Annotated in this window: 15 protein-coding genes; 7 read left to right on the top strand and 8 right to left on the bottom strand. The window is 53.4% G+C overall.

Features of this window, described 5'->3' with window-relative positions; all coding sequences use genetic code 11:
* Nucleotides 1-33: 33 nt before the first annotated feature.
* Nucleotides 34-1,443 carry a glutamate--ammonia ligase gene (gene glnA / locus CG67_RS03430; RefSeq protein ID WP_025901590.1) on the bottom strand — a complete coding sequence of 470 codons (1,410 nt, stop codon included), beginning with the start codon at nucleotides 1,441-1,443 and terminating at the stop codon, nucleotides 34-36.
* Between the two features lie 453 nt (nucleotides 1,444-1,896).
* On the opposite strand from glnA, the gene typA reads away from it, so the two are divergent.
* The 5 genes from typA (at nucleotide 1,897) to fabY (ending at nucleotide 6,890) form a co-directional block, all read left to right on the top strand.
* The gene (gene typA / locus CG67_RS03425; protein ID WP_025901589.1) at nucleotides 1,897-3,720 is read left to right on the top strand and encodes a ribosome-dependent GTPase TypA; all 1,824 of its coding nucleotides are present in this window, start codon (nucleotides 1,897-1,899) and stop codon (nucleotides 3,718-3,720) included.
* Nucleotides 3,721-3,949: 229 nt separating this feature from the next.
* Entirely contained in the window at nucleotides 3,950-4,555 is a 606-nt protein-coding gene (gene yihX / locus CG67_RS03420; RefSeq protein WP_025901588.1) for a glucose-1-phosphatase, read from the top strand.
* A gap of 48 nt (nucleotides 4,556-4,603) precedes the next feature.
* A complete protein-coding gene (locus tag CG67_RS03415; RefSeq protein ID WP_025901587.1) occupies nucleotides 4,604-5,455 on the top strand; it encodes a virulence factor BrkB family protein in 852 nt (283 codons plus the stop codon).
* Nucleotides 5,452-5,889 carry a D-aminoacyl-tRNA deacylase gene (dtd, locus tag CG67_RS03410; RefSeq protein WP_025901586.1) on the top strand — a complete coding sequence of 146 codons (438 nt, stop codon included), beginning with the start codon at nucleotides 5,452-5,454 and terminating at the stop codon, nucleotides 5,887-5,889. The genes CG67_RS03415 and dtd overlap by 4 nt, the downstream gene beginning before the upstream one ends.
* 59 nt (nucleotides 5,890-5,948) lie before the next feature.
* Nucleotides 5,949-6,890 (top strand): fatty acid biosynthesis protein FabY, encoded by a 942-nt coding sequence (fabY, locus tag CG67_RS03405; protein WP_025901585.1) that lies wholly within the window; start codon nucleotides 5,949-5,951, stop codon nucleotides 6,888-6,890.
* Between the two features lie 41 nt (nucleotides 6,891-6,931).
* Here fabY and CG67_RS03400 read toward each other — a convergent pair whose 3' ends face one another.
* From CG67_RS03400 to gmk, 7 genes are all read right to left on the bottom strand, one after another.
* A complete protein-coding gene (locus tag CG67_RS03400) occupies nucleotides 6,932-8,614 on the bottom strand; it encodes an AsmA-like C-terminal region-containing protein (RefSeq protein WP_025901584.1) in 1,683 nt (560 codons plus the stop codon).
* Nucleotides 8,615-8,780: 166 nt separating this feature from the next.
* Nucleotides 8,781-10,169: an NCS2 family protein gene (locus CG67_RS03395; protein ID WP_025901583.1), complete on the bottom strand. Its 1,389-nt coding sequence runs from the start codon at nucleotides 10,167-10,169 to the stop codon at nucleotides 8,781-8,783.
* 84 nt (nucleotides 10,170-10,253) lie between these two features.
* On the bottom strand, nucleotides 10,254-12,332 hold the full coding sequence (gene recG, locus CG67_RS03390; RefSeq protein WP_025901582.1) for an ATP-dependent DNA helicase RecG: 2,079 nt from the start codon (nucleotides 12,330-12,332) through the stop codon (nucleotides 10,254-10,256).
* Complete coding sequence (gene trmH / locus CG67_RS03385) at nucleotides 12,329-13,039, bottom strand: tRNA (guanosine(18)-2'-O)-methyltransferase TrmH (RefSeq protein ID WP_038010762.1); 711 nt, start codon at nucleotides 13,037-13,039, stop codon at nucleotides 12,329-12,331. The genes recG and trmH overlap by 4 nt, the downstream gene beginning before the upstream one ends.
* Nucleotides 13,040-13,043: 4 nt before the next feature.
* Entirely contained in the window at nucleotides 13,044-15,161 is a 2,118-nt protein-coding gene (gene spoT / locus CG67_RS03380) for a bifunctional GTP diphosphokinase/guanosine-3',5'-bis pyrophosphate 3'-pyrophosphohydrolase (RefSeq protein ID WP_025901580.1), read from the bottom strand.
* Between the two features lie 21 nt (nucleotides 15,162-15,182).
* Nucleotides 15,183-15,458 (bottom strand): DNA-directed RNA polymerase subunit omega, encoded by a 276-nt coding sequence (gene rpoZ / locus CG67_RS03375; protein ID WP_025901579.1) that lies wholly within the window; start codon nucleotides 15,456-15,458, stop codon nucleotides 15,183-15,185.
* Nucleotides 15,459-15,512: 54 nt separating this feature from the next.
* The gene (gene gmk / locus CG67_RS03370; RefSeq protein WP_025901578.1) at nucleotides 15,513-16,136 is read right to left on the bottom strand and encodes a guanylate kinase; all 624 of its coding nucleotides are present in this window, start codon (nucleotides 16,134-16,136) and stop codon (nucleotides 15,513-15,515) included.
* A 236-nt stretch (nucleotides 16,137-16,372) separates the two neighbouring features.
* Here gmk and ligB point away from each other — a divergent pair, with 236 nt between their 5' ends.
* A complete protein-coding gene (gene ligB, locus CG67_RS03365; protein WP_235501094.1) occupies nucleotides 16,373-18,079 on the top strand; it encodes an NAD-dependent DNA ligase LigB in 1,707 nt (568 codons plus the stop codon).
* Between the two features lie 308 nt (nucleotides 18,080-18,387).
* On the top strand, nucleotides 18,388-19,431 hold the full coding sequence (gene pstS / locus CG67_RS03355) for a phosphate ABC transporter substrate-binding protein PstS (RefSeq protein ID WP_025901575.1): 1,044 nt from the start codon (nucleotides 18,388-18,390) through the stop codon (nucleotides 19,429-19,431).
* Nucleotides 19,432-19,446 lie beyond the last annotated feature (15 nt).

The raw sequence follows: 19,446 nt of genomic DNA, 5'->3' as shown, positions 1-19,446 counted from the left end.
AATTTTTCCACGCCAACAACTCTGCAGCAGAGATTAAACGCTGTAGTAAAGCTCGAACTCTACCGGGTGCGGAGTCATACGCACACGGTCGTTATCTTCTTTACGCAGGGCGATATAGGCATCGATAGTATCATCGGTGAATACGCCACCACGGGTCAGGAAGCTACGGTCTTCGTTCAGTGCGTCCAGCGCTTCTTCCAGAGAACCTGCCACTTTCGGGATCTCTGCTTCTTCTTCAGGAGGCAGGTCATACAGGTTTTTATCCATCGCATCGCCAGGATGGATTTTGTTGATAATACCGTCAAGACCTGCCATCAGCAGTGCTGCGAATGCCAGGTATGGGTTGGCCGCCGGGTCCGGGAAACGCGCTTCGATACGGCGAGCTTTAGGGCTGGCAACGACCGGGATACGGATTGAGGCTGAACGGTTACGGGCAGAGTAGGCCAGCATAACCGGAGCTTCATAACCCGGGACCAGACGCTTGTATGAGTTAGTCGTCGGGTTAGTCAGGGCATTAATCGCTTTCGCGTGTTTGATAATACCGCCGATGTAGTACAGCGCCGTTTCAGACAGGCCGCCGTATTTGTCACCTGAGAACAGGTTAGTACCGTCTTTAGACAGTGACATATGGCAGTGCATACCTGAACCATTATCGCCAAACATAGGTTTTGGCATAAAGGTCGCAGTTTTACCGTAAGCATGTGCAACGTTGTGTACCACATACTTATAGATTTGAATTTCGTCGGCTTTTTTCACCATGGTGTTAAAGCGGGTAGCGACTTCGTTCTGGCCAGCAGTAGCAACTTCATGGTGATGTGCTTCAACGACCAGGCCCATCTGCTCCATCGTCAGGCACATTGCTGAACGCAGGTCCTGTGAGGAGTCGACCGGAGGTACCGGGAAGTAACCGCCTTTCACACCAGGACGATGGCCTTTGTTACCGCCTTCGTAGGCTTTACCGGTGTTCCATGCTGCTTCGATATCATCGATAGCCACGTGAGAACCGGACATGGTTGAACCGAAACGTACGTCATCAAACAGGAAGAACTCGGGTTCCGGTCCGAACAGTACAGTATCAGCGATACCTGAAGTGCGCAGGAAGTCTTCGGCACGTTTCGCGATAGAGCGCGGGTCACGGTCGTAGCCTTGCAGTGTGCCTGGTTCCAGAATATCACAACGGATGATCAGGGTCGGGTCTTCGAAAAACGGGTCCAGTACCGCGGTGGTTGGGTCCGGCATCAGCACCATGTCTGATTCGTTAATACCTTTCCAGCCGCCGATGGATGAGCCATCGAACATCTTCCCTTCTTCAAAGAAGTCTTCGTTGACCTGGTGAGCAGGGATGGTGACGTGCTGCTCTTTACCTTTACTGTCGGTAAAACGGAGATCAACAAACTTAACTTCGTGTTCGTTCATCAATGAGAGAACGTGTTCAACGGACATACTAACTCTCCTGAAATAATCATTGTTGTCGTGGATGGAGAACTGAACCGACGATGACTCACGAGGCGCTGTGAATTCCCGGTGGAAAGTTCCCGACAAGCGTTTCAACCGTTATGAAACTGTCGTTGTTGCTTCTCTTTGGTTAAGCGAAAACTGTGCCAACTTTTTATTTCACCGGAAAACGGGGTTTTAGCGGCAACCGGCATTAATGGGCGGGGCACTATACTGGCGCAATGCACCAATTTGGTGATATCAGGGGAGATGAGCTGCACCATGATGGTGCATGCTATCTCTGTCTGCTCTCCATTGCACTAAAAACGTACGTAATCTGCTGCGGATACAGGCCATTTAAAAAAGACTGTGAGAAAGTTACACGGAATACTGTGATCATGTTCAGTCTTCCGCCTAATACGTGTACAATAGCTCGCTATTTCTAATGCCTGAGGCAAAGCTGTGATCGAAAATTTGCGTAATATCGCCATCATCGCGCACGTTGACCATGGAAAAACGACCCTGGTTGATAAGCTGTTACAACAGTCCGGTACTTTTGATGCCCGTACCGAAGCAACTGAACGTGTGATGGACTCCAACGATTTGGAGAAAGAGCGTGGGATTACTATCCTCGCGAAAAATACCGCGATTAAGTGGAACGATTATCGAATCAATATCGTCGACACTCCGGGACACGCCGACTTCGGTGGTGAAGTGGAACGTGTCATGTCGATGGTAGACTCTGTGCTGCTGGTGGTTGATGCTATCGACGGCCCTATGCCACAGACGCGCTTCGTAACCAAGAAAGCATTTGCTCATGGTTTGAAGCCAATCGTTGTAATCAACAAAATTGACCGTCCGGGCGCACGTCCTGACTGGGTTGTCGACCAGGTATTTGACCTGTTTGTTAACCTGGACGCGACCGACGAACAGCTGGACTTCCCGATCATTTATGCATCGGCTATCCAGGGTATTGCCGGTGATGATCACGCTGCAATGGCGGAAGACATGACGCCACTGTATGAAGCTATCGTTAAGCACGTACCTGCGCCGAATGTTGATCTGGATGGTTCTCTGCAGATGCAGATTTCTCAGCTGGACTACAACAACTACCTGGGTGTTATCGGGATCGGTCGTATCAAGCGTGGTAAGGTAAAACCTAACCAGCAAGTGACTGTTATCGATAGCGAAGGTAAAACCCGTAACGGTAAAGTCGGTAAAGTCCTGGGCCACCTGGGTCTGGAACGTATCGACAGCGACCTGGCGGAAGCCGGAGACATCATCGCTATCACCGGTCTGGGTGAGCTGAACATTTCTGACACTATCTGTGATCCTCAGAATGTTGAAGCGCTGCCTGCACTGACCGTTGATGAACCAACCGTTAGCATGTACTTCTGCGTAAATACCTCACCATTCTGTGGTAAAGAAGGTAAATACGTAACTTCACGTCAGATCCTGGATCGTCTGAAGAAAGAGCTGGTACACAACGTTGCTCTGCGCGTTGAAGAAACCGAAGATGCTGATGCCTTCCGTGTATCTGGTCGTGGTGAGCTTCACCTGTCTGTACTTATCGAAAACATGCGTCGTGAAGGTTTCGAACTGGCGGTATCCCGTCCGAAAGTTATCTTCCGTGAAGTTGACGGTCGTAAGCAGGAACCTTACGAGAACGTGACCCTGGACATCGAAGAACAGCACCAGGGTTCAGTGATGCAGGCGATGGGTGAGCGTAAAGGTGACATGAAGAACATGGATCCGGATGGTAAAGGCCGTGTGCGTCTTGACTATGAAATCCCGAGCCGTGGTCTGATTGGCTTCCGTAACGAATTCATGACCATGACTTCAGGTACCGGTCTGCTGTATTCGACCTTCAGCCACTATGGTGATCTGCGTGCGGGTGAAGTCGGTCAGCGTCAGAATGGCGTACTGATTTCTAATGGTCAGGGTAAAGCTGTTGCGTTCGCACTGTACAGCCTGCAGGACCGCGGTAAGCTGTTCCTGGGTCACGGTGCTGAAGTTTATGAAGGCCAGATTATCGGTATTCACTCACGTTCAAACGACCTGACCGTGAACTGCCTGACCGGTAAAAAACTGACCAACATGCGTGCTTCCGGTACGGATGAAGCCACTACTCTGGTTCCTGCTATCAAGATGTCTCTGGAGCAGGCTCTGGAATTCATCGATGATGATGAACTGGTTGAAGTGACTCCGACCTCAGTACGTATCCGTAAGCGCCATCTGACTGAGAATGAGCGTAAACGTGCTTCCCGTGGCGGCAAAGACTCTTAACTGAGCTTGCTGTAACGCAAAAAACCCCGGCTTGCCGGGGTTTTTTTATGTCTGCAGGCCGGCCCGTGATACTGCGTATATTTGTCCGTAACCCCCGGTCTGTGGCTTGTTTGTCTGTGCCGAAGGCAGGCTTGTTACCTGCTCTGCTATTTTTCTCTGTCTGCCTCTCTGTTAACCGGGACTATTTGCCGCTAAAGTGAAATGACCGATAACAACCAGGGAGACGACTATGCTCTATATCTTTGATTTAGGAAATGTCATCGTTGATATCGATTTCAAACGGGCACTGGGGGTCTGGAGCCACCTGAGTGGCGTACCGCTCGCTTTATTACAGCACCGTTTTACGTTTGACGAGGCGTTTGAACAGCATGAACGCGGAGAGCTGACCGATCAGCAGTTTGCTGCCTCTCTCTGTAAAATGCTGGAGATTAACCTCAGCTATGCGCAGTTCGCGGCGGGCTGGCAGGCTATTTTTGTGGGTGCCCGGAACGAGGTCGTCGCACAAATGAATGCACTGCGGGCGCAAGGCCATCGGGTTGTCATCCTGTCAAATACTAATAATCTGCACTGCGAATTCTGGCCGGAACACTATCCGCAGGTGACTGATGCAGCCGATGCCGTTTATCTCTCCCAGCAAATGCAGATGCGTAAACCTGAAGCGAAGATCTACCAGACTGTGCTTGAAAAAGAAGGGGTAACGGCACAGGATGCGATCTTCTTTGATGATAATCCGCAGAATATCGAGGCTGCTCAGCGCCTCGGGATCAAGAGTGTTCTGGTCACCGGTCCTGAAACCCTCAGAGAGTGGTTTTCTGCCAGTGTAGCGACCCACTAGCCGACAGATTTCCGGGTCTTTCATTTCATAGGCAGGGAGCTCAACGATATGATCAAGCGGATAAAATTTCTGCTCAGCTGGGTGGCGCTGCTTTGGCGTCGCATTGACGACGATAATATGACCGTCCATGCCGGCAATCTGACATTTGTCTCGTTGCTGGCGCTGGTACCTTTGGCGACGGTCGTGTTTGCCTTATTTGCTGCCTTCCCGGTATTTTCTGACATCAGCGTCCAGTTGCGGCATTTTATTTTTGATAACTTTGTCCCTGCCGCGGGCACGGTGGTGGAAGATTACCTGGAACGCTTCGTTTCCAATGTTAACCGGATGACGGCGGTGGGAGCCATCGGGCTTATCGTCACAGCGCTGCTGCTGATGCACTCGATTGACAGTGCATTGAACACCATCTGGCGAAGTACGAAAAAGCGGCCACTGGTTTTCTCGTTTGCCGTCTACTGGATGGTGCTTACCCTGGGGCCGTTACTGGCCGGGGCAAGCCTGGCAATGAGCTCGTATCTCCTCTCTGTGCAATGGCTCAATGATACCGGGGTCACTCATTTGCTGGACCCTGTGCTGCGCTTATTCCCCCTGTTGCTTTCCGTACTAGCCTTCTGGTTGTTGTATAGTATTGTGCCTACACGTGAGGTGCCTTCACGGGATGCGTTTACCGGTGCATTGTTTGCCGGCATTCTGTTTGAACTGGGCAAAAAGGCATTTTCACTGTATGTCACCATGTTCCCGTCATATCAGCTGATCTACGGGGTGTTGGCGGTAATACCGATCCTTATCCTCTGGATGTACTGGACCTGGTGTATCGTGTTGCTGGGCGCAGAGATCACGGTCTCAATCGGGCATTACCGGCAGCTGAAACAATCACAGAAAGAAGAGTCGGAAACCGCATGATTGCATTAATACAACGCGTCACTCAGGCCAGTGTCACTGTCGACGGTGGGGTCGTCGGCCAGATAGGCCCGGGCTTACTGGTGCTGCTGGCGGTAGAAAAAGAAGACGACGAGAAAAAAGCGCAACGGCTGGCTGAGCGTGTGCTGGGGTATCGTGTTTTCAGCGACGAGCAGGGGAAAATGAATCTGAATTTACAGCAGGCAGAAGGTAGTCTGTTGGTGGTGTCGCAATTTACTCTGGCGGCAGATACCGGTAAAGGGATGAGACCGTCATTCTCCGGGGGAGCTGCGCCGGAAAAAGCACAGGCACTTTATCAGTATTTCAGTGAATGTTGTCGTCAGCAGGGTGTCACTACTGAAAACGGGCAATTTGCCGCAGATATGCAGGTGAGCCTGGTCAATGACGGACCGGTCACTTTCTGGCTGCAGGTGTAATAAGACAAATGTCGGTACTCTGGCCGGACCGTTGATGGGTCAGCAGGGAGAATTTTTATATGTATCACCTTCGTGTGCCCGAAACACCGGAAGAGCTGGAAACGTACTTTCAGTTCCGCTGGGAAATGCTGCGCAAACCTTTAAATCAGCCCGTCGGCTCTGAGCGCGAAGCATGGGATGCTACCGCGCATCATCAGATGGTCGTCGATGAAGATAACCATCCGGTGGCTGTCGGACGTTTATATATTAATGCCGATAATGAGGCATCGATCCGGTTTATCGCGGTAGATCCGGCGCTGCGTGGGAAAGGGCTGGGAACACTGTTGATCATGACGCTGGAATCCGTGGCCCGTCAGGAAGGTGTGAAACGTATCACCTGTAGTGCCCGTGAAGATGCTATCGAATTTTTCGTCAAACTGGGGTATGTCAATCAGGGGGAGATCCTTGCGGCACAGACCTCACCGGTTCGCCATTTTCTGATGATAAAGCCCAGTGTCAGTATGGACGATATTCTGCATCGGGCTGACTGGTGTGAACAGTTGCAACAGGCCTGGTACCAGCATATTCCCCTGAGTGAAAAAATGGGGGTCCGTATTCAGCAATACACAGGGCATCAGTTTATTACCACGATGCCGGAAACCGGCAATCAGAACCCCCATCATACGTTGTTTGCGGGGAGCCTCTTTTCGCTGGCGACATTAACCGGCTGGGGGTTGATCTGGTTATTGTTGCGGGAGCGTCATCTGGGGGGAACCATCGTCCTGGCAGATGCCCATATCCGTTACCACAGTGCCATTACCGGCCGGCCGGGAGCGGTGGCTGAATTAGGTTCACTGCGCGGAGACCTGGACAGGCTGGCCCGGGGGCGGAAAGCCCGGGTCCGTCTGAATGTACAGCTACAGGGTGATGAAAAAACCGGTGCGGTATTTGAGGGCGTCTATATTGTCTTGCCTGCCGATCCGCAGCGGTCACTGGAGGAAGGCGGCTCAGGAATTAACTGAGCAACGCCGGGTCAGACGGGCGCTGTCGCGCCCGTGGGTATTTAACGGATCACGCCGTCCTGCATGGACTGCTGTTGTGCCCCTGCCGGGGTGCTCAGGTGTAACGTACCATTAACGGTCGGACGAAGCGGCTGATCTGCCTGCAGCTTGCCGGTCACATTGAGCGTAATACTGCCTTTTTCACCCGCGGGAGTCACCGGCCAGCCCCAGTGGGCAAAAAGGTCGGTCGGAACAGACTGCCCTTGTAAGCTGAGGCTGAAATTACGTGACGGCTGCTGTGAGATTTGAGCACTGCCAACCAGCGGACCGTTATCTGCCAGCATTTTCAGATCACTGACAGTGATTTGCCGGTCATCGGCATGGAGTTTCAGCCAGGGGGCATTAATATCCCGGCGGTTAAATGTCGCTTCGGTCGCTTTCCATTCACTGTCACCGGACCAAATCCCCCACTGATGATTTCTGACTAGTAATAATTCGTGGCCGGTACCATGCAATGCTGTCATCTGGAACGGAAATGCCGGATTGATATCGATCACCAGCGAGTTACTCACGGCCAACTGATGAACGACCACCGAGTCCAGCCAGTCAGGTAACGGAGCCATCCACCACTGACGCCAGTCCTGCGGCAGGGTATATTCCAGCCCGGAGATTGTCAGGTTGTTCAGTGCCAGTTGCCGGTTAGCACGCAGCCAGTCACCACTGGCGCTTAGGGTTCCGTTTTTCCAGTGAGTACTGATGCTGTCTATTCGCAGACCCTCAGGGGTGGCTTCGGCGTCGGCCTGTGGCGACACAAAATCATTATTATCACAGACCAGCTCACTGGCTTGTAATTTCAGTGTGCCTCCCTGAGTCAGCAGGTCACCGGCCGGTAATTGCGGATTGGCCAGCTGCATATTGAAATCTGTGACTGCCCAGTCCGGGCCGACAATGGTGGCATGGCTGATATCTATCCGTGCGGGACGAATATTGTGGCGGACCAGCGGTGCCAGAAAATCAGGTAAGTTTTTTTCGGTCTGGAACCGGATATCCTGCAGGGAGAGTTGCTGTACCTGCCAGTGACCCTGCGCATCGCGGGTCAATGAACCGGAGAAATTGCCCCGTTCTGCCTGACCATCCAGATGATCCAGAGTCAGTTGTTGCGGATCAACCTGGCCGTTGGCATGAATATTCGATAATTGCTGTGTGTTTAGCGTTAACTGTCCGATACCCATACTGAAGTGATACTGGCTGCCTTGCAGACTGTTTTCCCCGGGGTTCCAGGGCGAAATATCTGCCACTATCTGACTGGCTTGAAAGCCGGAATCGGTACCCGTACCCGGCTCGACGATGCTGATGTTGTTCAGCCGGAGGTGATTTGCCTGTAACGGGATAGCCGTACCGGGACTGATGTTCGCCAGGTTAACTTCACCGTTCGTCAGGGTAATCGAATCAAAGCGGGAAGGAGAGCTGAACTGAAGCAGTGATAAATCCAGTGTTACCTTATCGGCGACGACCAGGGCCGGCTGACCATCATGACCAAAACTGAAGTTGTCTAAGGTAACTTCCAGCGGAGTACTGAACGAGTGGTGTAATCTGCCGATAGACAAATGATAGGCGGTTTCATCGCTGATCCAGCGACTAAGCGTGGCTGCTCCCCAGGCGCTTTTCAGCAAAAAATAGCCAGTAATAAGCACAAGTAAAAGGATTAGCAGCAGTATCAGGAAAAATTTTCCAATAAATTTCATGGTGTCGGTCCTGAGTCCTGAGGGTAAGCGAAGGTCTGTTATGCCTGAATTTGCTTCAGACCTCAACGGTGATCATGCGCGGAGTCCACCGGAAGGCGAAAAAAACAGCCTGAACCGGTTAGCAGAATGGCGGGGTTACCCCGCCATTCTGCTCTGAAGTTCTGCCTTATGCGCTTTCCTGGTCTGCAGGAAAAATCAGATTCAGGATAATCGCCGTGATCCCCCCGGCGGCAATGCCGGAAGAGAACAGGGTTTTTAGCCAGTCAGGAGCAAACTGCAGGATCTGCGGTTGCTGGGAAACGCCCAGGCCGACGGCCAGTGAAATGGCAATGATCAGGATAGCCCGCCGGTCAATCGCCTGCCTGGAAACAATACGCACTCCGGAGGCCGCAATCGTGCCGAACATGACCAGCGTGGCCCCGCCCAGCACCGGTTCAGGAATATGCTGAACGGCTGCACTCACTGCCGGGAAAAGCCCCAGCACAATCAGCATTAATGCCACCAGGAACCCGACATAGCGGCTGGCGACCCCTGTCAGCTGAATAACGCCGTTATTCTGCCCGAAACAGGAGTTAGGGAAGGTATTAAACAACGCGGACACACAGGAGTTGATACCGTTAGCCAGTACGCCGCCCTTCAGGCGTCTCATATAAACAGGACCACTCACCGGTTGTTCTGAGACATCAGAGGTCGCCGTAATATCGCCGATGGTTTCCAGGGAGGTCACCATAAAGACCAGCATCAGCGGCAGTAACAAATTCCAGTCAATGCCCAGTCCATAGTAAAAAGGGCGGGGCACTGCGATCAGCGGAGCATCCGGATCCGCGGCAGTTACCGGCAGCATATGCAGGCACCACGCCAGCAGGTAGCCGATGGCCATTGCGATCACCAGTGAGGCAATACGCAGATACGGGTTTTTCTGACGGTTAAGCAGGATTATCGTCAGTAAAACGACACCGGCCAGCAGCAGATTTTCCGGAGCGCCGAAGGTGTGGTTGCTCATGGCGCTAAAGCCCCCTCCGATGGAGGTTAATCCGACCTGGATCAACGACAGACCGATGATCATCACGACAATACCGGAGACCAGGGGAGTAATCACCTTACGGGCATACGGCAGAATGCGGGATAACAGCATTTCGGTACAGGAAGCCAGCATAAGGGTGCCAAACAGAGCAGCCATCATCGTCGGGACATCGGCCCCCCCATGTTTCAGCGCCAGGCCGCCCATGATCAGCGGGGAGACAAAGTTAAAGCTGGTGCCCTGAATGGAGAGCAGCCCCGAACCTACCGGCCCCCAGGTGCGGATTTGCAGCACAGAGGCGATACCGGACGCGAATAACGACATACTGATAATATGCCGGGTGTCCTGTGCCGGTAAGCCGAGGGCATGGCAGATGAGTAATGCCGGCGTGATCACAGCCACAAACATTGCCAGCAAATGCTGCAATGCCGCGAACAGGGCCTGCGGTAAGGGCGGTTTGTCTTCCAGACGGTAAACCAGATCACTGTGTGAAGAACCGGAAGGTTGTCGGTCAAACGGGGCATGGGCAGACATCAAGGCATCCTGATCGAGATAAAAGAAAGCGATTTTAATTATCCGCCGGATAAAAGCAAACGTTTGCCAACGGGGCAGGAACTCTCAGGCGTGGGAAAAACGTTCTGTCGCGGGCAGCCAGCGTTCAATCAGTGCAACCGACTGCGCCGGATATTGCTCATGAAGATGGCGTGCAATACGTTGTATGGCCGGGATCATCGCCTGATCGCGGAGCAGATCGGCGACTCTGAATTCCGCATTACCTGTCTGGCGTGTACCCAGTAATTCTCCCGGGCCACGGATTTCCAGGTCATGCTGGGCAATAACAAACCCGTCATTACTGTCACGTAACACCTGCAAACGTTTCTGTGCTGTTTTACTGAGCGGCGATTTATACAGTAAAACACAGTGGGAGGCGACGGCCCCGCGCCCGACGCGGCCCCGCAGCTGGTGCAGCTGGGCAAGCCCGAGCCGCTCAGGATTTTCGATGATCATCAGGCTGGCATTGGGTACATCGACACCCACTTCAATGACCGTGGTGGCGACCAGCAGGTGTAACTGGTTTGCTTTAAACTGCTGCATGATGGCCTGCTTGTCGGCAGGTTTCATCCGTCCGTGTACCAGACCGATTTTCATATCAGGCAGCGCAAGTTGCAGTTCCTGGCAGGTGGCTTCTGCGGCTTGTGCCTCAAGCTGGTCAGACTCTTCGATAAGGGTACAGACCCAGTAGGCCTGACGTCCCTGCCGGCAGGCCTGCCCGACCCGCTGAATGATGTCGTCACGACGGGTATCCGGGATGGCCACCGTCGTAACCGGCGTACGGCCCGGAGGCAGCTCATCAATGGTAGAGGTTTCCAGATCGGCGTACGCCGTCATGGCAAGCGTACGGGGGATCGGGGTCGCGGTCATAATTAACTGATGCGGATGGAAGCCCTGTTGCTCCCCTTTTTCCCACAGTGACAGGCGCTGATGTACCCCGAACCGGTGTTGTTCATCAATAATGACCAGTGCCAGCCCGTTAAATTTCACCTGCTCCTGAAACAATGCATGTGTACCGACAATCATAGAAACCTGACCACTGGCAATGGCTTCCTGCTGCGCCTGACGAGCTTTACCTTTCTGCTTGCCGGCCAGCCAGCCCACCTCGATACCTAACGGTGCCAGCCACTGGCGGAAATTACTGGCATGTTGTTCTGCCAGTAGTTCTGTCGGGGCCATCAGTGCGACCTGATAGCCATGGGCAATGACATTTAATGCTGCCAGTGCGGCCACCAGCGTTTTACCTGAACCGACATCCCCCTGAACCAGGCGTAGCATCGGGTAGTCATGCTGCAGATCCTGCTCGATTTCTTTGACTACCCGCGTCTGTGCTCCGGTCGGGGCAAAGGGTAGCGAGGCCAGAAATTGCCGGCTGAGGCGGTGGTCTGCCGGCATGGGGCGGGCATGATGACGCTGTGCGCCGGCCCGTACCGCCAGCATACTCAGGTTATGGGCCAGTAATTCTTCGGTGATCAGACGTTGCTGTGCCGGATGTTTCCCTTGTTCCAGGTCGCTGAGCAATAACCCCGGCGGGGGACGGTGTAGCGTTTTCAGGGCGTCGGCCAGTGACATCATGCCGCCACGCAGTTCAGCAGGCAGCAGTTCATCAATCGGGCAGCTTTCCAGTAATTGCAGGGCCTGGTCGGTCAGTTTACGCAGCGTCGCCTGGCGGATACCTTCGGTAGCCGGGTAGACCGGGGTCAGCGTTTCCTGTAATTCCGTCACCTGTTGTTGTCCGGTGATCCGGTATTCGGGATGAATAATTTCAGCGCCCCGTTGCCCGCGTTTGATCTCGCCGTAGGCAACCACATGGCTGCCTTTTGCCAGCGCATTTTTCATGCCGGCATTGAAGTTAAAAAAGCGCAGCGTGACGATGCCACTGCCGTCACTGATCTGGCAGACCATCATCCGGCGTCGTCCGAAGGAGACTTCCGTGGAGAGGACTTCACCTTCTATGGTGGCAAAGAGGCCGGGCAGTAAGTCATTGATCCGATACAGGCGGGTACGGTCTTCGTAGCGAACGGGAAGGTGCAGTAATAAATCCTGCAAGGTATGCAGGCCAAGCTTTGCCAGTTTTGCAGCCTGACTGGCGCCAACGCCGGTCAGGGTATTCAGCGGAATGGCGTCGAGCAGGCGGCCTTTCATTTTTTATGCTTTCGGCTATGACCGGTTGCCTGCATGGCAGACCACCAGTGCTCATCGGCTTCTACCTCACCCTGATCGTTGATCCGGGGATAGGGCAGCCCTTTTTGCCGCGCGACCCGAGCCAGTACAGGGTAGCCACCTTCGAATAACAGACGTTGCTGTTCAGCCTCGTCCAGCAAACAGTGGTCACGCTCGTACATACCGGCGATTTGTCGCTGACGTTGTGCTTCATACAGGATCAGGGCGCAGGCGACTGAAACATTCAGTGACTGCACCATCCCCAGCATCGGAATAATAATATCCTGGTCAGCGAGGTCCAGCGCTTCCCGGGTGATACCCGTTTTCTCCTGGCCCATCAGAATACAGGTAGGCCGGGTATAATCGATGTCACGGAAATCTACGGCCGTATCGGAAAGATGGGTCGCCAGAACCTGCATACCTGCAGATTTTACCGTGCTGACGGCTTCTCCGATGCTTCGGTGCGTGATGACATTGACCCAGCTATTACTGCCGGCGGAGGAGGAAACGGCGGTACGCATGCGATCCCCGGGCCAGACGGCGTGGACATGATGAATGCCGACCGCATCTGCCGTGCGGATCACCGCAGAAACATTATGGGGTTTATGGACCTGTTCCATGCATACTGTCAGGTCATGCTGGCGACGGGCCAGCATTTCCGCTATCCGGGAAAAACGTTGGTCATTCATGTGATCAGTTACGGTTCCGATGTACTTTAATCACATCCGGCATTACACGAATTTTCCGCATAATATCCGCCAGATGAATACGGTCATGGACCGTGAGGCGCATAAAGGCAGTATAAACCCGGCCATCACGTTCTTCGGTATTCAGGCTCTGAATATTGGAATGACAGGTGTTGATCGCTGCTGTCAGGTTTGCCAGGGCACCCTGATGGTTGAGCATATCGACTTTAATTTCTGTCACAAAGTCCTGTCCGGTCTCTTTGTCCCATTCGACCGGCATAAACTTCTCTGCTTCTTTCTGATAGCCCCGGATGTTACGACAGGATTCATGATGCACCACCAGCCCTTTACCGGGACTGACATGCGCTACAATCGGGTCACCGGGAATAGGCCGGCAACATTTTGCGAAGGTGATCAGTACACCGTCAGCCCCTTTAATCGGCAGCTTATGCTTTTTACTGGTCGCCTGAGGCAAGTGCTCTGTCGGTTCTCCCGGCAGTAAATTCTTAGCCACAACAACGCTCATCGCGTTACCGAGACCGATTTCTGCCAGCAGATCATCCAGAGACGCCAATTTCATCCGTTCCAGTTCATGGCGGATATTTTCCTGCGGAACTTCAGCCAGCTTTTTACTGCCGCCCAGCGCATGGCTGAGCAGACGGCGTCCGAGACTCACGGACTCTTCCCGCTTCAGGTTTTTCAGTAACTGACGGATTTTAGCCCTGGCTTTTGAGCTGACCACAAAGTTGAGCCAGGCAGCATTTGGCCGGGCACCTGGCGCGGTAATAATTTCGATGGTCTGTCCGCTGGACAGTGACTGTGATAACGGATAAGGCTGACGATCTACCCTGGCACCCACACAGGCATGGCCGATATCCGTATGGACGGCATAGGCAAAGTCGACCGGCGTTGCACCTGCCGGCAGTTCGACAATGCGACCTTCCGGGGTAAAGACGTAGATTTCGTCAGGGAACAGATCGGATTTCACACTTTCGATAAATTCGAAGGAGTTCCCTGTACTTTGCTGCAGTTCCAGCAGACTCTGTAACCAGCGCTGGGCGCGAACCTGAGCGGTGGTGGAACCACTTTCGCCATGTTCTTTATAGGCCCAGTGTGCCGCAACCCCCATCTCTGCCATCTGATCCATATCTTCGGTACGGATCTGTACTTCCACAGGCACACCGTGTGGCCCAATCATGGATGTATGAAGAGACTGATAGCCGTTGGCTTTGGGGATAGCAATATAATCTTTCACCCGGCCCGGGCGAGGCTTATACAAACTGTGCATTTGCCCAAGGACACGGTAACAGGTATCGACATCTTTCACGATCACGCGAAAGGCATAGATATCCATAATGGAATGAAAACGCTGCTCTTTGAGATGCATTTTCTGATAGATAGAGTAGAGGTGTTTCTCACGTCCGCTGACACGGCAGGGGATACCGGATTCCTGTAACCGGCCATCGATTTCGGCCAGTATTTTCTGGATCATCTCTTTCCGGTTACCGCGGGCCGCTTTCACCACCTCTTTAATCACCCGATAACGGTTAGGGTAGAGCGCTTCAAACCCGAGCTCTTCCAGTTCCGTTTTCAGGTGATGGATACCCAGCCGGTGGGCCAGGGGGCTGTAAATTTCCAGCGTTTCCAGCGCGATACGCCGCCGCTTGTCCGGACGAAGCGAACCGAGGGTCCGCATATTGTGTGTCCGGTCTGCCAGCTTGATTAATATGACCCTGATATCCTGTACCATGGCCATGATCATCTTGCGGAAGTTTTCTGCCTGAGCTTCTTTTTTATCGCGGAATTTCAGCTTATCCAGCTTGGATACGCCTTCGACAAGCTCTGCGACACTCTGACCAAACAGTTGCTCCATATCCTGGTAGGTGGCCGGGGTATCCTCAATCACATCGTGCAATAACGCGGCCATGAGAGTTTCATGGTCGAGTCGCATTTCAGCCAGAATACAGGCAACGGCTACCGGATGGGTAATATAAGGCTCACCGCTGGAACGCGTCTGACCCTCATGGGCATCACGAGCAACAAGATAGGCTTGCCTGAGGCGTTTAATCTGATCCTCAGGCAAATATTTTTCAATCAGTTGATTAAGACTTTCAAACAGATACAAAGGCGGCCTGCAACAGTCAGATTAACGACGACCTTCAGCAATCGCGGTCACAGCCTGAAGTTCGGCCGCTTCCTGTTCATGCTGTTCCTGACGATCACGTACGTCCAGAATCTGGTTTGTGATCAGCCCTTCTTCGATTTCACGTAAAGCGATAACCGTGGTTTTATCGTTCTCTTCCGGAACCAGGGCATCTTTGCCTCCGACCTGCATCTGACGTGCACGACGTGCAGCGACCAATACCAGGTCAAAACGGTTTCCAACTTTTTCTACTGCGTCCTGAACGGTTACGCGTGCCATAAGTGTGCTACTCCACAGATGAAGAAATGACTGGGCATCATACTGAAACCCGGTTCAGTGTGCCAATAATTTGCTGATTAATGCATCATGTCGCGCAGTCTGACGGCGAATACGCAGTCGTTCTGCACGGATAATGGTCTTCAGATCCGAAAGCGCAAGATCAAAGTCATCATTAACAATCAGATAATCGTACTCTGCATAATGACTCATTTCATCGACAGCCTTCGCCATACGCTTTTCGATAATGTCTTCACTGTCCTGACCACGGCCTCTCAGACGTCTGTCCAGCTCATCTTTTGAGGGCGGCAGAACAAAGATGCTGCGAGCTTCCGGCATCTGATGACGGATCTGTTGTGCGCCTTGCCAGTCGATATCCAGAAAAACGTCGACCCCTGTCGACAGCACCTGTTCAATCGCCTGACGGGAGGTACCGTAATAGTTACCAAATACCTCGGCATACTCCAGAAATGCATTTTCAGCAATCATGGTACGGAACTCGTCTTTAGAGACGAAATAATAGTGCTCGCCTGCGACTTCGCCCGGTCGAATGTCCCGGGTGGTGTGTGAAACTGAGACCTGAGTGTCATACAGTGGCTGCGTTTTCAGCAGTGCCTGTATCAGGCTGGATTTTCCCGCACCGCTAGGGGCGGAGACAATATAAAGCGTACCTTGAGCCATGGTTATCTTGAATTGAGTAAAGAGCGGGGACAATATTCTCATGATTATACACGCCCCGGCGCTCTGGCGCAGCGTTTGCTTGCATTTAGCCACAGATTTATTTGCGGGGCCGCCGGGCATTCTGCTGCCTGCGGGCGGATAACCGATGGTTTTTTTGTGAGAAATCTCCGGTAATACAAGATGTTCTGCTGAACTTCCGTAACAAAGGCGGCATACCAGGGGTCGGAGGTGTGCTTGTGTTCAGACGACTACTTATTATCTGCGGGCTGACAGGGTTATCAGTGATGGCGGCAGACTGCCCCCCGTGGACCCCCGCCCGGGCGTTGACGGAAGTGGCCGGTCTTCAGCAACAGCTCAGGCAGTGGGATGATGCTTACTACCGCCAGGGGCTGTCACCGGTAAGTGACAGCGACTATGATCGGCTGTCGGAAAAAGCAGCGCTTTGGCAGAAATGTGCCGGGTTACCGCCGTCGCGCGCTATCCCCCGCTGGCCAGCCGATGGCCGTCAGCAGCATCCTGTCGCGCATACCGGTGTGCGTAAGCTGAAAGACAAGCTGGCGGTTTCCCGCTGGATGCAGAATAAACAACCACTCATCGTACAGCCTAAAATAGACGGCGTGGCGGTCACGCTGGTATACCGCCACGGTAAGTTGTCTGCCGTGACCAGCCGCGGGGACGGTTTGCAGGGCGAGCCCTGGCTTGGCAGAGCGTTAGCAATTACTGCGGTTCCGCCGGTGATCCCTGCAGACGCGGCGATCATCGTACTACAGGGTGAAATTTTTTTACCCCGGCGGCAACATCGACGGGCCCGGGAAGGCGGAGGGGGTGACAGGGCCCGTGTTGCAGGACTGATGCGCAGTCAGAGCTCTCTCCCGGCAGGTCAGCGGCTGGGGATCTTTATCTGGGCCTGGCCGGATGGCCCGCCGTCGTTACAGACACGCATTACGCAACTGTCGGAGTGGGGTTTTCCCCTGACGAGAGCATGGACCCGGGAGGTGGTAACGGCAGAGGAGGTTGCGCTGTGGCGTGACCGTTGGTTTCGCGGCGAGTTACCCTTTACTACAGACGGTATTGTGATCCACTCCCTTCCTGCGGCTTCGCAGCAATGGCGACCCGGGCATAACCTCTGGTCTGCAGCCTGGAAATATCCGGCCCCCGAAATCAGTACCGGCGTCCGGGAGATCCGTTTTACGGTCGGACGGACAGGAAAAGTGTCCGTTGTCGCGACGCTGCAGCCGGTACCGCTTGACGATAAACGCATCAGCCGCGTCAGTCTCGGGACTGTCGCAGCCTGGCGACGCCGGGATATTCTTCCCGGGGATGAAGTCATCATCGGGCTGGCCGGGCAGGGGGTTCCTGCCATCCGACGAGTGGTGTGGCGGGTGGCTGAGCGTCATTATCCTGCCTCGCCGTCAGAGGCCAGGTTTCATGAATTCAGCTGTTTCCGGCTGACGACCGCATGCCGTGAACAATTTTTATCCAGGCTGAGTGGTCTGAGTGAACGGCAGGGGCTGAACCTTCGGGGGATCAGCCGTGGCAGCTGGCAGCAAATGCTGTCTGTACCGGAATTTGACCATCTTCTGTCATGGATGTCGTTCACCCCGGCACAACTGGTGCAGGCCGGGTTCAGTCCTGTCCGATCCGCGGCAATGGTCCGGCAATTCCTTCAGGCCCGGCAACTGCCGGCGATCCGCTGGCTGCAGGCTCTGGGGGTTCCGGTTCCCCGTCAGGCAGCAAGGCACTTACGTAGTGAAGAGCTTACAGCATTGTCAGCCCGCTCTCTGGCCGACTGGCAGTCCCTTCCGGGGATTGGTGTAGAGCGGGCCAGGGGGATCAGCGCAAGGCTTCAGGATGCCAGGTTCCGGGTGTTACTTACCTTTCTACAGCAGCAGATGGCGAAGATACCGCAGACAACGGTCAGACAACGCGGGGACAGTGAGTAACCGGCAGCGGACATTTTTATCTTCAGGTATGACAAACCTGAGCAGACTGCCGGCCATCCAATATCAGCGGTGCGTTTTCGTGAAAAAAGGGACCGTTGCAGCCTGAAGAGGCTGCGGTGTTTGACGTGTTGCGGCGGGCTTTGTGCCGGCCGGCAACCCTCTGGCGGTAAAGGAGCCGCGGGGCTGTCATAAAACTGTCATAATTCGGACATTTTAATGTCATTAAACTGTCCTATTTTGCCTCCTGCAGCATGACTAACCCGTTTAAACTGGCATTGAGCCTGAAAATACACTCCCCCGGAGGGAATATGACACTGATGCATAAGACTGTTGCCCGGGTACTGGCAGCGACATTGTCTCTGAGCGCTGTTTCTGCATTTGCAGCTACCAATTTAACCGGCGCGGGCGGTACCTTTCCGGCCCCGATATATGCCCGCTGGGCTGCGGATTACCAGAAAGCGAATGGTAGTCAGGTGAACTATCAGGGGATTGGTTCTTCCGGTGGTGTGAATCAAATCATTGCCAAAACCGTTGATTTCGGTGCTTCTGATGCACCACTTTCTGATGCGGATCTGCAGAAACACGGTCTTTTCCAGTTTCCGACGGTGATCGGTGGTGTGGTTCTGGCGGTCAACCTGCCGGGAGTGAAATCCGGTGAGCTGACGCTGAACGGTGAAACCGTCGGTGACATCTATCTCGGAAAAATCAAAAAATGGAATGATCCGGCGATCGAGAAGCTGAACCCGGGCATTAAGTTACCTTCCTCGAATATTAATGTTGTTCGCCGTGCAGACGGCTCAGGGACGTCGTTTGTCTTCACAAGCTTCCTGTCTAAAGTGAACAGCGAGTGGAAAGATAAAATCGGGAAAGGTAATACCGTGAACTGGCCGGTCGGGCTGGGCGGTAAAGGGAATGATGGCGTTGCCGCTTTCGTACAGCGTCTGCCGGGCTCCATTGGTTATGTTGAGTATGCTTATGCGAAACAGAATAACCTGACCTATACCAAACTGGTGGATGCAGATGGTAAGGCTATCCTGCCTTCTGAGAAAAACTTCAGTAACGCTGCGAAAGGGGCTGACTGGAAACAGACATTCGCTCAGGACCTGACTTATCAGAAAGGCGATGATGCATGGCCTATCTCTTCAACCACCTTTATCCTGGTTTATAAAAAGCAGTCAGATGCCACTAAAGGCGCAGCGGTGTTAAAATTCTTCGACTGGGCTTATAGCCATGGTGATAAGACTGCAGAAAGCCTGGACTACGCGGCTTTACCGGCGTCTGTTGTAGAAGAAATCCGTAGTGCATGGAAAACCAATATCACTGATGAAAACGGAAAAGCCCTGTACCAGTAAGGCTGAATACCGTTA

The organism is Tatumella sp. UCD-D_suzukii (assembly GCF_000611875.2).
In the GTDB taxonomy this organism is placed as follows: Bacteria; Pseudomonadota; Gammaproteobacteria; order Enterobacterales; family Enterobacteriaceae; genus Tatumella; species Tatumella ptyseos.
The sequence above is the reverse complement of the archived record's forward strand: the minus strand, read 5'-3'. Positions and strand labels throughout refer to the sequence as shown.

Excerpts from the sequence above, each read along its gene's own strand:
- glnA (WP_025901590.1), bottom strand. The coding sequence starts at position 1,443 with ATGTCCGTTGAACACGTTCTCTCATTGATGAACGAACACGAAGTTAAG.
- yihX (WP_025901588.1), top strand. The coding sequence starts at position 3,950 with ATGCTCTATATCTTTGATTTAGGAAATGTCATCGTTGATATCGATTTC.
- CG67_RS03415 (WP_025901587.1), top strand. The coding sequence starts at position 4,604 with ATGATCAAGCGGATAAAATTTCTGCTCAGCTGGGTGGCGCTGCTTTGG.
- dtd (WP_025901586.1), top strand. The coding sequence starts at position 5,452 with ATGATTGCATTAATACAACGCGTCACTCAGGCCAGTGTCACTGTCGAC.
- fabY (WP_025901585.1), top strand. The coding sequence starts at position 5,949 with ATGTATCACCTTCGTGTGCCCGAAACACCGGAAGAGCTGGAAACGTAC.
- CG67_RS03400 (WP_025901584.1), bottom strand. The coding sequence starts at position 8,614 with ATGAAATTTATTGGAAAATTTTTCCTGATACTGCTGCTAATCCTTTTA.
- CG67_RS03395 (WP_025901583.1), bottom strand. The coding sequence starts at position 10,169 with ATGTCTGCCCATGCCCCGTTTGACCGACAACCTTCCGGTTCTTCACAC.
- recG (WP_025901582.1), bottom strand. The coding sequence starts at position 12,332 with ATGAAAGGCCGCCTGCTCGACGCCATTCCGCTGAATACCCTGACCGGC.
- trmH (WP_038010762.1), bottom strand. The coding sequence starts at position 13,039 with ATGAATGACCAACGTTTTTCCCGGATAGCGGAAATGCTGGCCCGTCGC.
- rpoZ (WP_025901579.1), bottom strand. The coding sequence starts at position 15,458 with ATGGCACGCGTAACCGTTCAGGACGCAGTAGAAAAAGTTGGAAACCGT.
- gmk (WP_025901578.1), bottom strand. The coding sequence starts at position 16,136 with ATGGCTCAAGGTACGCTTTATATTGTCTCCGCCCCTAGCGGTGCGGGA.
- pstS (WP_025901575.1), top strand. The coding sequence starts at position 18,388 with ATGACACTGATGCATAAGACTGTTGCCCGGGTACTGGCAGCGACATTG.